Annotated in this window: 10 protein-coding genes and 1 pseudogene; 6 read left to right on the top strand and 5 right to left on the bottom strand. The window is 68.8% G+C overall.

The genetic code is table 11. The features are described from left to right. Nucleotides 1–155: 155 nt before the first annotated feature. The 3 genes and pseudogenes from ACZ619_RS45300 to ACZ619_RS45290 all read right to left on the bottom strand — a co-directional run. A pseudogene (locus tag ACZ619_RS45300) lies at nt 156–337 on the bottom strand (IS630 family transposase); the annotation flags it as partial. A 66-nt stretch (nt 338–403) separates the two neighbouring features. Next, nucleotides 404–2,029, bottom strand: a complete 1,626-nt coding sequence (locus tag ACZ619_RS45295; RefSeq protein ID WP_469611840.1) for a hypothetical protein — start codon at nt 2,027–2,029, stop codon at nt 404–406. A gap of 1,069 nt (nt 2,030–3,098) precedes the next feature. Beyond that, nucleotides 3,099–3,254 (bottom strand): hypothetical protein, encoded by a 156-nt coding sequence (locus ACZ619_RS45290; RefSeq protein WP_469611839.1) that lies wholly within the window; start codon nt 3,252–3,254, stop codon nt 3,099–3,101. A gap of 1,283 nt (nt 3,255–4,537) precedes the next feature. Here ACZ619_RS45290 and ACZ619_RS45285 point away from each other — a divergent pair. The 3 genes from ACZ619_RS45285 to ACZ619_RS45275 all read left to right on the top strand — a co-directional run bounded on the left by ACZ619_RS45285 (nt 4,538) and on the right by ACZ619_RS45275 (nt 8,002). Beyond that, entirely contained in the window at nt 4,538–5,650 is a 1,113-nt protein-coding gene (locus tag ACZ619_RS45285; protein ID WP_469611838.1) for a hypothetical protein, read from the top strand. Between the two features lie 230 nt (nt 5,651–5,880). Further along, nucleotides 5,881–7,509: an SIR2 family protein gene (locus ACZ619_RS45280; RefSeq protein ID WP_469611837.1), complete on the top strand. Its 1,629-nt coding sequence runs from the start codon at nt 5,881–5,883 to the stop codon at nt 7,507–7,509. A gap of 259 nt (nt 7,510–7,768) precedes the next feature. Further along, nucleotides 7,769–8,002 (top strand): hypothetical protein, encoded by a 234-nt coding sequence (locus ACZ619_RS45275; RefSeq protein WP_469611836.1) that lies wholly within the window; start codon nt 7,769–7,771, stop codon nt 8,000–8,002. Nucleotides 8,003–8,144: 142 nt separating this feature from the next. On the opposite strand, the gene ACZ619_RS45270 is transcribed toward ACZ619_RS45275, so the two are convergent. Continuing rightward, nucleotides 8,145–8,420 carry an HNH endonuclease gene (locus tag ACZ619_RS45270; protein ID WP_469611841.1) on the bottom strand — a complete coding sequence of 92 codons (276 nt, stop codon included), beginning with the start codon at nt 8,418–8,420 and terminating at the stop codon, nt 8,145–8,147. 1,538 nt (nt 8,421–9,958) lie between these two features. Further along, nucleotides 9,959–11,110 (bottom strand): hypothetical protein, encoded by a 1,152-nt coding sequence (locus tag ACZ619_RS45265; RefSeq protein WP_469611835.1) that lies wholly within the window; start codon nt 11,108–11,110, stop codon nt 9,959–9,961. A gap of 422 nt (nt 11,111–11,532) precedes the next feature. Here ACZ619_RS45265 and ACZ619_RS45260 point away from each other — a divergent pair, with 422 nt between their 5' ends. The 3 genes from ACZ619_RS45260 to ACZ619_RS45250 are packed head-to-tail and all read left to right on the top strand — an operon-like array spanning nt 11,533 to nt 14,975. Next, nucleotides 11,533–12,129 (top strand): helix-turn-helix domain-containing protein, encoded by a 597-nt coding sequence (locus tag ACZ619_RS45260; protein ID WP_469611834.1) that lies wholly within the window; start codon nt 11,533–11,535, stop codon nt 12,127–12,129. A 24-nt stretch (nt 12,130–12,153) separates the two neighbouring features. After that, on the top strand, nt 12,154–14,256 hold the full coding sequence (locus ACZ619_RS45255; protein ID WP_469611833.1) for a coiled-coil domain-containing protein: 2,103 nt from the start codon (nt 12,154–12,156) through the stop codon (nt 14,254–14,256). Continuing rightward, on the top strand, nt 14,256–14,975 hold the full coding sequence (locus tag ACZ619_RS45250) for a helix-turn-helix domain containing protein (protein ID WP_469611832.1): 720 nt from the start codon (nt 14,256–14,258) through the stop codon (nt 14,973–14,975). The genes ACZ619_RS45255 and ACZ619_RS45250 overlap by 1 nt, the downstream gene beginning before the upstream one ends. Nucleotides 14,976–15,719: the final 744 nt, after the last annotated feature.

Raw genomic sequence — 15,719 nt, 5'->3', positions numbered from 1 at the left:
AGATCGGACCCGGCCTCTACACCGCCACCCAGTGGTCGCCAAACCCCTTGCCACCAGCGGAAATCCCTTAACTACCCGGCCTTGGGTCAGGGCCCGAGTTCTCCCTCATCGACCTTGCAGCGGGCCCCGCCGAGCCCCTTGGAGACCAGGGCCTACCGACCGCCCGAAGCCAACGCCCACCGCCAGCGGTTCTCCGGCACCCGGGTCACCCGGAACCGCTGGCCCACCTCCCGGTCGCTGGCCCCCCGGCCTCGATGAGGTCAGCGGCTTCGAGCTGGACCTGCTCACGCCGAGCCCGCTCCTTGGCCGTCAATCCACCGCCATCGGGATACCTCATCCTCCCGGCATAGCGCAGACCACAACCGCTGTCACGATCCGTCGTCGCCCGCACCGCTAAGGATCTCTAGAGCGGGGGACAGGTGCGTGTTCCACGGGCCGCGGGCCGGGTGACGATCTGATCGGTGCGTACGCGCAGCGCTCCCTTCGCGAGGTCTGCCGAGCTGGTGACCCGTCGGGGATCCCACAGCCACGTCTCGTCGCCGGTGGCGTCGAACGCGACGACCGGGTGAGAGGTGGGCAACGGCCCCGGCTGCACCGCTGTGTGGGCCGCATCGAGCGGACTCACGCAGACTAGTCGGGCAGTGATCCCGTAGAACGATGAAGGATCCTGTCCGGCCGCGGCCTGCGCGGCGGTGCGATTGGCCCCGGTGGTGGCCGAGAACAGGCTCACGAGCATGGCCATCACCGTCATCACCGCGGTGAAAGCGCCGAGGACAGCGAGGTAGTACGTTCTTGATCCGGTGATCCAGTAGAAGTGGCGGCACCAGCCGAGCGCGGCCACTCCGCACAGCACCACAGCGATGCACAGGCCGGCCGGCTTCACCCCGGCGAGATATGTCTCCACCGGATCGACGTTGGCGGCCGACAGCGGGATACCCAGGCACACGGTCAGGTAGAGGCCTTGGGCCAGCCGGCCCATCCAGGGCAGCACCCACGCCAGGGGCAGAACGGCGATCGGCAACAGGGCGGCGGCATTGCGGGAGATCCAGCTCTGGCGCAGCGCGTATGCACAGCCGCGCAGCACCGGCAGCCCGCACAGGACGACCACTACCGGCCCCAAGCCGCCACCGTCCAGCACCGCTGAGAATACCCGGACCGCGAACCCACACAGCCCCGCGCCGCCGACCAGGGCCAGTCCGCACAGCCAGACGATCATCCGGGAATGACGGTGCCTGTCCGCCAGCCACGGGCCCACCCACCACGCCGCCACTACCAACAGCGGTGCCAGCGCGATCTGCCACCCGATGCCCAGCCCCGCCAGGACCCAGCCGAACAGCATCGTGGCGGCCCCCACCGCCGTGCCCGGAAGCCCAAAGGCCCGGGTGTACCAGGGGGCTGGATCCTGCGGACGCAGGTCGTGTGAGGCCGCGATGCCGGGCCGCACATCATGGAGGGTTTCGTCGAAGAGCACCCCGCCCAGATCCGGCCTGCGCTCCAGTGCTGCCAGCGCCTCCTGCCGCGTGCCCGGACCGTCCAGACGCACCCGGCGGTGCACATCCGCCGCCCCCACCTGCACCCACAACCGCGCCGCCCGGCTCGGCCACCAGCCTGACCCCCAGTCGGTCTTGCGATGCACGTGCCAGGTACTGACCACCGCCGAAGAATCCGCAGGCTCCAGCAGCGTCGCGTCACCAATCCGCGCTGTCAGCCGCCCGGAGAGGGCCGCCATGACCCGCCGTTCCGCCTCGGCCAAGGCTCCGAGGCGACTTCCCAGCAGGCGTACCTCCACCCGGTACAGCGCCATCGCGGCATCCTGCCCGGCCGCCTCCAAGCGGGAGAACAACAGGCCATGGCGCGCCCACTGCTCACGGGCGACGGATTCCTCCGCACCAGTCGGCACATGGACCAGCACCGCCGCACGATGAGTGAAGTCATCTGTCTGCACCGGCACTTCGCCCGAACCTTCGTCATCGCCGGGCGGTGCGGGCGCCCGATGGGAGCGGAACGCGGTGACAGACGTGCTGGCCATGATGCTGAACCTCCGGAACGAACGGGGCAGGTACGGCGGCACCACCAGCACACGCACGGTGCCAGCCGCTGGGCTGCGGCGTGCGCAACACGATTCCCCGCAACGCCGGCCCCTCCCACTACTTGTGGGCGCCTTCATTCTTGCGGCGACCACTGACAATGCCGCGCAGACGAAGGGGATTCGGCGGACCGCCTGCGCCGCCCCATTGTTCCGGCCGCGCGCCTCGTCGAACCGCAGCAGTTTGTCGGCCACCTCTACCAACCGCGTGCACAGCCCCACCTTGGACGGCCGGGCACCGCCAGTCTCCCGTTCCCCGTCCACGGGTGTCATCCGCGCCCCGGATCCAGCGGCGGTCTTGGATGAGGAACTGGAAGCCGCCGCCGGCCTGACCGGGGCGCGCATCGGTCTTCGGCGGCCGTGGCCAGCCTTCAGGACCTCGGCGTCGACGCTGTTGGGAAGACGGTCAACCCGCCGAACTCCGCAGCCTGACGGATGTTCTGCGGTCTGTGGGCGCCCCCCTGCGGATGAAGGGCGGCCCGCGGAGTACTCCGGGCTGCTGCCGGTGCCGTGAGAGCTACTCTCCGGGACCGGACAGGCCCGCCGAGTTTGCCGGACGTCTCGTTGTCGGCGGCGGGAGGTAAAGTACCTCCGCCTAAATCCGGAGCTGTCAGTTCCGTAGATTTTCGCCACGCGAACCTGCGGCAAATCGGTCAATATTGGACTGTTCGCCTGTGCTGTCCCTCACTCGATCGTGCCGTGATGTGCGTCACACGAGGGCAGGAAAAGGCCGCTCAACCTGCGCAGTTATCGGAATTCGAGGCCCGAACCGCGCAGATCAACATGTGACTACGTGTCGCGTGAGCACTGCTTATCAAGGCAAGATGGGGGCATCGCCGGGCGTGGGTGTGACCCACGTCACATTTTGTGCTGTAGTGCTTGCGTACCCGGTGGTAATGGCATTCGGAAAAGAAGAGAGGTCCCGCCCCTCCGCCGGCCAGCAGCTGGGCGAGACCTCTTCCGCATCACCGTGTGCAGCGCGGGCCCCGACCGTTAGGTCGGGGCTCCCGCGTTACCAGGGCCAGTGATCCTTGACGGCTTCGTACGCCGCGTGGATCGGCCCCAGCCAGCGGACGGTCCGGTAGAACCGGTCCCGCTTGCCGCAGCAACGGCAGTGCTCCCCGGGCTTCTTGCTCTTGCGCTTCTTGCTCCTGCGCGTGTGTGCCAAGGGATCTCACGCCCCTCTCCGTAAGGGCCGCGGATTTCGCGGACCCCGTGGTGTGGAGGCCACATCCTTCGTGGTCCTCGCGCGAGGGCACGAGCAGTTCCGTGAACCCCAGGGGCGATCGATGAACGGCACCATACCTGTCCCCGGGGGGCCGCGGGGGGCCACCGGGGTCTGCGCGGTGGGCATCTGATACGGGTCCGGGTCCCGAGGGAGGGGGCGCGAGGGGCGCACTGGGAACCAACGGCAAGTCAGGAAAGGACTCCTAGCTGGGGACTTGTCCGGCGGAACGTACGAACCCCCGCACCGGTTCCTGTCCGGAACGTCATGCATCTCACATGGAAAAAAGGTGATCCGTGTGAACCGCGCAGGGTGCACCGGCTCCAACTTCACCCGTTTGTATGACAAGTTGCATCCCGGATCCGTACTGGTCCAGTGCGAAAGCACGTGTGTACGAGCAGTTGCAGACTCCGTTCCGATCAGCGCGAAGTCTCCGGCCTCCGGGTAGAGATAAAGACCCTGTCGAGAGCGGGCGACGCCTTCACGTGCGTACGCACCGTGGAGCAGGCCATGGACAGGGAGCGGGTCGGGGCGCCAGGGGGCGTAGTACCGCCTTCGCTCTCATGCGCACGTACGTCAGAAGGAGGGCCGCCCCCGGCCCTCAGCAGCATCCAGGGGAGCGTCACGACTCCGATCCTGGCCAGCACGGCGATGCCGGCGGCCGGTGAAGGTGCGTGAGGCCCTGGCCGGAAGAGGGACGAGGAGGCGCAGATCGAGGGGAGAGCGTTCACCGGGCACCGTCAGGTTGATCCGGGGGAACCACGATGAGGCCGGCCGCCGCGAGCTTCATCGTGCAGACCTGCACCCGCACAGGCGCTGCCCGACCGACCGTCCCGCGCGTGGTCCCGACGTTCCGCGACCTCTTCCGACGTGGTTCCGGTGGTGGGCATCTCCTCGCAGACCGCCCCGCTCCTTGTTGAGGCCTTCGCCAGGATGATGGTCTGCTTCCGCTGCGCGGTCTGATCGTCGGGGTCGGGCGGGGAGAACCGCTCCACACGGCATGCTCGGCCCGTACACCGGGCCACATCGCCGAGGACCTCACGAAGGCGACGCCGGCGGCCGGTGGCCCACCCGCGGTAGGCATCACCGCATCCCGCGAAGGATGCCAGGTCGCCATTGCCGAACAAGGCGGATGGAGCCCCGCATGCGCAGAGGAGGAAGATCCGCCGACGGCTGTCAGTGCCTGCCTTTACGCTGCTGGGTCGGAGCTCTACACGGGAGGCGGGATGACGGACAAGACGACGGACATGCGCACGCTCTGGCCGCGAGTGCTGGAAGCGATCAAGTGCCGGCGGCGGTTCCCGTGGATCCTGCTGTCACAGAACGCGAGCGTGCTCTCGTACGACGGCGCCACGCTGATACTTGCCTTGACGAGCCAGAACGCATGCGACAGCCTCGTCGACTCGGGCTCTGGCGCCGTACTCGAGGAAGTCCTTGCCGAGGTCCTTGGTATCCGGCCCGCCGTCGAACTGGCAGTGGAGGGCAGGGCACCGTTCAATCTGACGGGTTCCGCCCCGCAGAGCCCCACTGCCGCGGTAAGAGTGTCCGTCGCCGTGACCACCTCCGATGCCTCAAGCGGTACGACCGAATCACCGGCGCCCGCCCTGCAGCTTGTTCTGGCCCAGACCGCGTTCCTCATGCATGAACAAGGCAACAGTCAGGCCGCCGCCCTGCTGGCCGACGTCGAAGACGTGGAGCTGGTCCCCGGCAACCGGTTCGGCGACTGGCAGGAAGCCGTACTCATTGCACCGGCCTACCTCGTCGCCCGGTTCACCGAGAACGTCATCGCAGCCATCCAGCCGGTGTTCGGGCATGTGGCCGGACGCCATGGCCTGGAGATCGGCGCCGTCACTGCCGCGCCGGTACTGCCTGACGTCGGTGACGACTGGCGGCGGATACTGCAGGAGCGCTTGGCCAAGGGGGCGTCCAACCAGGCGTCGAGGACCCGCGTCAAAGGAGTGGCCCCTGGCTTAAGCAGAGAGGGCTTCGTCTTCGACTCCCGCGAAGAAGTACTTGTCTACGAGGCGTTGAAGAGGGCGCAGGCGGCGCTGCCCGAGGACTCCACCATCTCCATCTTCCCGCTGCCCATGGGACGCGTCGGCGTGGGCAACGCCTGGACGCCGGACTTCCTCGTCACCCTCTCCGGAAAGGTGGGGATCATCGAAGTCGACGGTCCGCATCACCACAAGCGCTTCGCTGCGGACGCCACTCGCGACCGGCACTGGCGCAACAGCGGAATCGTCCACATCGAACGCATCCTCGTCGAAGAGACCAGCGTTGACGGCGATCTCGACGCGGTCGTCAGGCCGTTCCTCACTCGGCTGCGTGAGTACCGCTGATGCCGTAGTAATCCGCGACGGGGGAGGGGCACCCGTACACACTTCTCGTCTTCCTGACGTAAAGTGGTGGGTGGGCCAGGCCGACCGGTAACTGGCATCTTTCCGTGCCGGCATCCCGGAGGCTGTCGATGAATGCAATGGAACCGCACGTCCAACTCGCGTTGGCCATGCGTGCCGCACCTGGCGCCTACGCCGTGCTCCTCGGCGCAGGCGCTTCCATTTCCTCCGGGATGCCGTCCGCATGGGACGTCCAGCAGGACCTCATCCGCCGTGTCGCCACCGCCGAGAAGGCTGAGGAGATCGGCGACCCGCACACCTGGTACCGCACACGATTCGGCCAGCCCGCCACCTACGACACGCTCCTGGCCGCCCTCACCAGCAGCCCCTACGAACGTCAGATGCTGCTGCGCTCCTACTTCGAACCCGACGAGCAGGAACGGGAAGAAGGAGCCAAACGGCCCACGGCCGCCCACCAGGCCATCGCCCGGCTCGCTGCCTCCGGCATCGTCCGTATCGTGCTGACCACGAACTTCGACCGGCTCGTCGAGACCGCCCTGCGCGAGGCTGGCGTCGAACCAACCGTGGTGGCCCACCCCGACGACTTCACCGGCCTGGCCCCGCTCCACACCATCACATGCCTGGTCGTCCATGTGCACGGCGACTACCTCAACCCCACCAGCATGCTCAACACCCCCGACGAGCTCGAGCATTACGCCCCTGAGGTGGACGCCCTGCTGGACCGCATCTTCGACGAATACGGCCTGGTCATCACTGGCTGGTCCGCCACCTACGACCCCGCCCTACGCAACGCACTGTCCCGGTGCACCACACGCCGCTTCGCCACCTTTTGGGCGGACCCCCGCCCGTTGCCCATAGAGGCCCAGGACCTGCTGACCCGCAGATCCGCCACCTACGTGCCCACCGACGCCGACACCTTCTTCGTGCAGGCCGCCGATGCCACCGACGCCCTCACCGACCTCGCGCGCGAACATCCGGTCAGCATCGCCGTCGCCGTAGCGTCTGCCAAGCGAGCCCTGGCCGGAACCGGACAGGTCATCTTTCTGCATGACAGCCTTCGCAGAGAGGTCACCCGCATCGCCGACCTCCCCGCGCGCCGAGGCCCCTGGCAGGTGGCCGACGAGCCCGGCGAATACACCCGCCGGCTCAACACGCTCCGGGCCGAGACCGAACGCCTGCTCGCTCTGGTGGCCACCTGCGCCTACTGGGGCAGTGACGAGACCGACCGCTGGTGGATCAACGACATCGAACAGCTCGCGGAACCCAGCCGCGACGGAGGCCTGACCTCCCTGCTCCGCCTCGTCCGCGCTCCCGCCACCATGGTCACCTACGCCGCAGGCGTGGGCGCCCTCGCTGCGGAGCGGTGGCGCACTCTGGCCCGCATCCTCACCGAACCCCATGCGTCAGATCCCTACACGGACGACCGCTCCGCCGTCCCGGTCGCTGTCCTTCTCGGACCTAGTGCCGTCCTCGCCGAACGAAACGCCTCCGAGCGCCTCTACCAGCAGCTCCGCCCTGTCTTCACCGAACACCTGGCCCTCAGCCCGGCCGCCTACACGGACGCCTGGGAACGCTTCGAACTCCTCCGGCTCATCGCCGTGTACAGCGCAGGCCGCAGCCTGGACGGAGCTCCCTATATGCGCCGGACGGGCGGGATGGACGCCTATCGGCCGCTCGCGGACGCCTGGCTGAGACGCCAGCTTGCCCGCTCCTCCGATCTGCACCCGCTGCTGGCGGAAGGATTCTGTGACGGCGATGCCGCCACGCTGAAGGGAGCCCAGGAGCGGTTCCTGCACGCCTTCAGCAGATGGGCCACAGAGGTCGCATGGAGGACGGAATAGTCCTAATTGACTTCCCTCCATACCCAGTTTGAGATCGAACGGGCCGACTGCCGGATGGTGGGACTTGTCGCAGGCGGCTGTATCGGCGTCTCGGCCACTCCCGGAGCAGGCTCCGCGCGTAAGGAGGCCCGATCCCAGGCGGAACCCGCCGGACGATGTACGGGATTTCCCCGACCCATCGTCTGAGGAGATTCCTGAGACTGGCGCCGAGACCCCACCGTCCAGGCGGCACTATTACGGCAACAACGTCGAGAACATCATGCGCAAGCTCGCCAGAGACCGCCCAGATCTTCTGGAGGAGGTCGTCTCCGGACGAACGAAGGCGTATGCCGCTGCCGTGGAGGCCGGCTGGCGCAAGCCGCAGACCACCATCCCGCTGACGGACCCGGAGGCCATCGCGCGCAAACTCCTCGACAAGATCGGCACCGAACAGGCTCAGCAAGTGTGCACGGTACTGGCCCAGTTGGTCGCGCACACGCCCGGCAGCCCGTGACCCCTCACCGGACGGCCGACAAGGGGCCGCACCGACGGCTACCGCCCCACGAGCTGTCCAACTGCCAGTGAGCATGGCGGGGTTGAGAGCAAGATCGCGCCGCCATGAGCCCCTCGACGGGGATGTCGGAACGGAGCGAGGATCATCGGCCGGCAGCGGACGGCTTGCGGTACCGAGGTGCCTTCTTCCCAAGCCTCCACTCCATGATCGTCCGGTCTCCTTTCGCCAAGTTGCAGTCAGGGCAGGCCGGTACCAGATTCCCGATCCCGTCCGTCCCGCCGCGGGAGATCGGCACGATGTGCTCCTGGTGCAGTGACGCCGAGGACTCGCCACAGTACGCACACGTCCGCCCATACCGGTCCCACAGCCGCGCCACATCACGTACCGTCACGACGTACCGCGGGACGGTGGCCAGCATCGCCCGCCGCTGATGATTGCCTCGCCGCTTCGCAGCCCGGACCCTCTCCGGGTCGGCTTCGAAGTACGCGCGCCGGGAGCACCGGTTCGAGCAGTACACACGGTGCGCAGTACTCGGCGGCATGCGCACACCGCACTGCGCGCACGGACGGGAACGCAAGGCAGTCCCGACGTTGCGTCGGTACGCATCCTTCAGACGGCAGTCCTGTCCGCAGTACTTGGCCGTGGCCGAACGGTGCGACAGATCACCGCCGCACCAGGCGCAGACCCGGACGCGCGAAACCGGTATGTAGTTGGCGCGATACCAGCAGTCGTGACTGCAGTACTTGCGCAGACCGTGAGCGCCGGCTTCGAGTCCCGCGCCGCAGACAGCACACTCCCGTCCCTCTTTACCCGCGACGCGTTCGGCCTTACGGCGTTCCGCCTGCGCCCGGTTGTTCGTCTCGGCTTGGCACTCGGCCGAGCAATAGAGAGCCAGGACACCCCTGCGCGGCGAAATGGGCTGCTCACAGCCCTTGCAGGTCTCCGCTCCCACGCGTCTTTGGTGCGTGCGGCAAGCCGGGCAGCGCGTCGGTTTACGTCCCGGCTTGGTGCCGGGGACGTCGAAAGAGCCCCCGCAGTCGTCGCACCACAACGTCGTCGAGACAGGTGTGAGGGCTGCCCGGCGCGCCCGGCGCCTACGCAGCTTCTCCTCGTGCGGCATGGCCGGCTGGCGAGGCACATGGCCCTGGGACGCGTAGCTGCATTCTCGGCTGCAATAGCGGGCGTTGGCCTGGCGATCCGCGAGGTCAGCTCCGCACTCCAGGCACCGCCTGGTACCGCGGAGCACACGCAGCCTCTCGCGCTGCGCCGAGTAGTAGGCCGCGGCAGTGAGGGTTTTGGCTGCGATTCGGTGCTCCTCACAGCAGAAGCGGGGCGGAGCCCCCACCCGATCCGGACGAGAGAACTGGGCGCCGCAGTGCTGGCAGACCAGCTTGGTCGGTCGGCGGGCCTCCAGGACACAGCCGTCCGAGCAGTATTTCGCCAGTCCGTGCCGGCGGCTGATGTCCACGCCGCACACCGCGCATGTTCGCACCGTGCTGTTCCCCGTCTCTGCCACCGTTCCCTCTCCCGCCACTCGCCAAAGAACCGGCGCGGCCTTTTGGCGTCATCAGAGGGTGTAGCAGCAGGCACTGACAGAAGCTGAATGGCCCGCGCCGTGGTGCCGGCCCTGTCAGAGCACCCATCACGCCAGGCCTCAGCGTCCAGAGACACGGGGATCTTGGGCAGCCGACCCAGGCGGATGCCCTTGCCGACCCGCGCCCCGTAGTCCTCGGCTCTTGAACCACGCGAAGCACCAGGTTGCCCGGGAGGTTCCTGCCTGGGCAGATGCCGTCGGCCGCGCCGGCCCACGCACCTGTGACGAATGGGCAGAGAACGAGGGCGGGCTGGCCGTGTCCGCAGTGCGCTGGGGCTGCCGCCCCAGGAGGTCCGTGCACCGGGAAGACGCCTTGCTGCGCGCTGAACTTGCGGCCGACACCGCCGCGTCGGCGGGCAATGTCAGATGAGCCGGTCGTGGTGGCGGGCGGCCGTCTCGCGGACGAGTTGGGCGAAGCGTTCGAGACTGCGCTGCTGTTGCTGCGCGGCCTGCGCGTCGTCCCATTCCTCGATGTCGCCGGTGTCCGGTTCCCCGTTGTCGAGGTCGTCGTACTCGCTGTGCAGGAGCCAGCATGCGTGGATGCCCGTCAGGAGGTCTTCCAGGAGGTCACGGGCAGGACGCTGGGGGTCGAGAGGGGTCAGACGCAGGGCGACACGGGCGAGGTCGGGTTCGTCCTCGCCTGCGAGCTCGGCGAGTTCGTCTTCAAGGTCCTCGAGCTGATCGCGCAGGGCGGTGGGATCGGGGAGCAGGCCGTCAGCGACGTGCATGGCGTGGCCGACGAGACTGGTGACGGCGTCGTGAGGGGAGACGCCGTCGTCGATGAGGCCAAGGACCAGGGTGGGCGTCTCGTGGGGGAGGGCCTCGATGTTGTCGGCCTCGAGAACCACCTGGACGGGAGAGACCCCGGACGCCTCGGCGGCCACGTCAGCGGCTGCGGCGAGCCAGTGGGCCGCCGCGACGGCGGCCGCGGTCGGGTCGATCCCGACGAAGAGCTCGGCGGGGCCGAAGGGGTCCTGCTGCAGGAGCCGGTCGGCGGCAGCGACTTGGACGGGGGAGGCGTCCTCACGGCTGAGGAGCACCGCCTGTTGGGCGCGTCCGCTGAGGTCACCGAGCTCGGCGCTTTCCACGGCGGCCAGTTCGGCGCCGGCTTCTGCGGCAATAGTCTTCACGAGCTGAGGATCGTCGAGGTGGTGCAGGGCGCGTCCGACGCGGTGAGCGGACTCGAGCAGGCTGCTGTAGGCAACGATCATTGCGCCGCCACTGGGCAGGTTCGGGCGGGTGATCGCTTCGGCGACCTCGCCGAAGCGCTTGCGCTCCTCCTCGCGGCGCCAGCCCTCACTGTTGGGCTCCACAGAGCCGGCTGCGCTGGCCGGATGGGTGTAGGTACGCCATGCGGCATCGGAGAACTGCGTCAGAGCCCGAGCCAGGTCCAGGAGACTGGAGATGTCGACTCCGGCAGGCAACACGGCGATGGCGTCGGCGAGATCCCCTTCACCGGTTCCCCAGGTGGCCATCAGCTCTCGCCGGCCGGATACGACGCAGTAGCGGGTCATCAGTCTGCTCCTCCGCGGACACACGATGCCATCACGTTGCACTGAGCCTATGAGACGAGGCGGGAGGCCCGCAGCGGCAGAAGCGCTGGTCCCGGTGAGGTGCTCCGGGCTGCGGGCACAGGGGCGGTCGGGTGGCCGGTAGGCGTGGGAGTGCGACAGGCACGTCGTGGGCGTGACCGACGAGGGCCAGCCCCCTCAGGCGGTTGCGGCGTTGTCACCTCCGGGGTTTGTAGCGACGGCTTCGCCGCCCGTCGTGGAGCCGGGATCCGGGATCCGGGTTCGCCCGGCCGGGCGGCGAGGGTCCTCTCCTGCTGCGGGTGGCAGGCTCGCCGTTCACGAACTGCCCCGAATTTGACGCTCTTTCACTTCCCCGATAACTTACATGCTAAATCAGATATCAGAGTGTGGATGGAGGTGGGGGAGTGCTCCTGACGACCGGACAGGCCGCAGAAGAACTCGGATGCGCGATCACCACGTTCCGTCGCCTCATCTCCGCCGGACTGCTCCCAGGCCTGTCTCGCCGCGGTGTACGTGTCATGGTCCCGCTCGAAGTCGTCCAGGCCCTGCGGGTACGCCAGCAGGCACCGATCGGTCGGCTGCAGGCCAGGGAAATCGGAGTACTGCGCGTCGACACGGCCCGGCCGGCGCAGGAAGTGGAGCGTTCCTGGCTCGGCTTCGCGGCTACCCTTCCACCCGAGGATCTGCTCAAGGCGTTGCGTGGCTGGTGGCGGTGCGACGCAGCAAGCATCGCGGCAGGGGGAGTCCTCCCGGTCACCTTGTCCGGCTACGTAGTCGCCGTCCTCACCGGACTCGCGCGGTGGGAGAAGAACAGCGAGGGCCGCCACGCCTTCCCTGATGCCCGCCTGGCCGGATATGTCACTGACCTCGCCACCCCGCACACCGCGATCACCTCCGACCGTGACGACGATCGCCGCCTCGCCGAACTCCTCCTGGGTACCCGGCTGGCCTCTCAGTCCGGTGGAGCCATCGCCTACGTCACCACCCACACCACCGGCTGAAGCCGCCCGGACAAGGAAGCCCCGATGGACGCCCAGAGCTACAGCGCCGCGCTCGCCGAGCTGCGGACCGTGCGGGATGCGATCAAGAAGGCCCGGGCGGAACTGGCGAGACTGGAGGCCGACCGGGACAAGCGGGTCGTCCGGCTGGGCTCCTACGAGAAGGCGAAGGCGGAGCGGATCGCCCCGGCCTCCGGACTGAGCGTGGCCGACGTCGTCTCCCTGGCCCCGGCCCTGACCCCCGACCCGCTGGCCACGCCCCCCGCACCGCAGCCCCCGGCCGGCGAGCCGTCCCAGGCCTCGGCCTCCGGCCCGACCGCGCAACGGCCCCGGCAGCCCGAACCTGCCTCCTGCGCGGCCGCCACGGCCCACTCGCCTTCCCCTGATGCTGCGACGGCGCCGGCCCCCGCACCCACCGCGGTCCCGGCTGCTTCCCCCACGGCACCCAGCCTTCCTGCCCTGCCCGAAGGCGCCGCAGGCGACGCCTGGTTCGCCCACACCAGCGGACTCGCCTCCACCCGGCCGAACTTCACCCAGCAGGCCCGCTCCACCGTCTTCCTCGACACCGCCACCGGCATCCTGGTCCACCGCAACCAGACCCACCACCTCGACCTCGGCGCCGCCTCCGCCGCAGAGATCCTCACCGCCGTCTTCCACACGATCCCCGAAGGCGTGGAACGGATCTACATCACCGCCGGGGATCCCTGGCACCGTGACGCCGGCCGCTACCCCTATCTGCGCGACGCGGTCGCCGCCTGGCTGAACGCGCCCGCACAGGGCTGGCGTACCGACACCGGCCGCGGCCGTGACCGTATGGCCGGCCATTTCGTCCACGCCCGCAACCCCGTCGGCCGCTACCAGCGCCAGGACGGCGAACAGCATGTGGAGATCCGGTCGGTGGGGGAGTGGTTCGACCTCGACGGCGACGACCCGGCAACGGTCCGCGATGCGTTCGTGCTGCTGTGGCAGGCTCTGCGCCGCCACTGGGACGACGCGGTCCTCATGGGATCCCCCTCCCAGACCGGCCGTGACCTGTGGACCCGCACCATTCCCACCCGCGGCCAGCACGTCGACGGCTTCCCCGTGCTCTCCGAGGAGCTGCGCGGCCTGCTCCATGCCACCGCGGGCCAGGGCCGCAACGAGCTCATCATCCCGCCCCGGGTCCCCGGGCTGCTGCCCCGGCTTGTCGAATTCGACCGTACCTTCGCCTACGCCAAGCACACCTGGAAGTCCCCCGTCGGCACCCCCCGCCGTGTCACCGCCCGCACTTTCGCCGCCTGGAGCGAGAAGGAACAGATGCGCGTCCTGTACGGGTGCGGGCACTGGCACGTCCGCGTCACCGTCCCCGACACCTGGAACCATGTCGGGCTCCTGCCCGCCCCTGCCCCCGGCGACCGCGCCTGGCACTACCCGGCCACCCCCGGCACCACCTTCACCACCTGGGCCGGCGGCCCCGAAATCCACACCGCCCTGACCAACCCCATCCACCCATGGAAGGTCGAGATCCTCGACGGCATCCTGTGGGAGGACGGCAAACCCCTGGACGACTGGGCCAGGAGACTCAAAGAGACCTGGACCAACCTCTGCGCCCAGGCCCACTTCCAGGGCGACCGGCAGCAGGCCCGCGCCGCCCACCTCGCCTCCCGCGCGGTGCGCTCCGTCCTCCTGTACGGCATCGGCTCCTTCGCCCAGCGCCCCCGCATGGTCACCGGCACCACCCCCCGCGCCCTGGAGCGTGACGTCCCCGCAGACGCCGAGATCATCGGATTCGACGACGAGCAGATCACCTGGCAGCGGCCCACCGGCTTCAGCCGGGACCCCAACGCCCACCCCGAATGGTCCGCCGCGATCTGGTCCGCCGCACGCGCCGCCCTGCTCACCCAGCGCCACCGCGACGACGACACCTACGCCGGCGCCCTGCACACCCCACCCGGCACCGTCGTCGCCTTCCGCACCGACGCCCTCTACCTCACCCAGGCCCATGCCTGGCCCCACCACCAGCAGCCCGGCGACTACCTCCTCAAAGGCCACCTCACCGGCCCCCTGCCCGCCCCGACGACCGAAGAAGAACTCCTCACCCTGCGGGACGCCGGACGCACCGCCCTCACCGCCACCGGCCAGGAGGCCTGATGCCACCCCGCCACCGCAACCAGCCCACGAATACACGGCAGTTGAACGAAGCCGCCACTCTCGCCGACCAGCTCCAGCAGGCCGGCTTCACCAAACGGGACGTCGCCCGCATCATCAACCGCGACCCCTCCCTGGTCTCGCAGTTCTACACCAAGAACAAAGGCGCCGCCTTCGTCCCCGCCCTCCAGCAGGTCCTGGCCGCCGTCGAGACCGGCGGCATCACCGACCTGCCCGAACTCGCCGCCATCGCCGCCCGCCACACCCACCGCCGCACCACCGCCTCCGGCGCCCGCGCCCGCGTCCGCGGCAAAGCCGTACTGATCACTCCTACCGGTTCCGGCACCGGCCGCGTCGCGGCCCAGGCCATCGCCTCCGGATCCGCCCGCCTGCGCCCCCTGATCGCCGAAGCGGCCCGCCTGGGACTGCGCCTGGCCTTCACCGTCCGCCTCGCCAAAACCGCCTACGTGCACCCCTCGGGCAGCCGCACCGACTCACCGGGCATCCGACGGGAAGTCACTCAGCGCGCCGATCACACCGAAGAGCGCTCCTACGGTTCCGCCCAGACCGGCGGCTTCGACGCCGCAGACTTCGCCCGCCGCGTCAACGCCGCCAGCGGCGACGTCACCGCAGCCGTACACCAGTGGCTCGTCGAGACCGGACGCATCCACCCGGACGCCCACATCATCCACCTCGAAATCCGTACCTGGCGCCCGCACTGACCCGCCCGCCACACCACACCAGCCACCATCCCAGGCGCACTGCCGTGCAGGCGTATCGGCGACGGACAGCGGTAAATTGAACACCATGGTGTTGCCGTCGGGGGAACGCGTGAGGGGCGCGGTTACCGCGCTCATGCAACTTGCTGGGGAGACGCAGGCCGATCTCGCGACGGCGTGGGGAGTCAGCCAGGCCCAGGTCAGCCGCCGCCAGTCCGGCACCGCGGCATGGCCCCTTGACGACTGCGACCGCGTGGCCGCCCACTTCGCCATCGATGTACTGGACCTAATCGCCGGCCCCACACGCGCATGCGAAGGCCTTTCACCGACACGTCGGCGCTCTGTCCAGCGTCGATAACCTCACCAACCAGGACTCGAGGACAGGCGAGCCGCGATGGGTGCAGCTCTTCTGAAGAGAGCGTCCGGGCAGAGGCTTCGGAGTAGTCGACGCGAGTTGTAGTGCGCTGTGCTGTGTTGCCCCTATGGTCCCCCCATGTGGGAGTACGCGGTGTGGGGAGCGGTGGGTGCGGCCGCGAACCGTGCGTTGATCTTCATGGAGGCCAATCGGCGGGCCAAAGGCCCTGCTTGGCGGTATCCCGACGGCCCAGGCGGCGGATTCTTCCTCCTCGCCAGTGCGTTGCACTGCGCGATATGAACCGCCCCGGGTTCGGTAGAGATCTCAGATTGTGGTGATGACCTGGGGTTTCGTGAGTTCGGTGTAGTAATTGGCTTCGTATTCGACGGGCG

This window comes from Streptomyces sp. NPDC104367 (assembly GCF_055583825.1).
The sequence above is the reverse complement of the archived record's forward strand: the minus strand, read 5'-3'. Positions and strand labels throughout refer to the sequence as shown.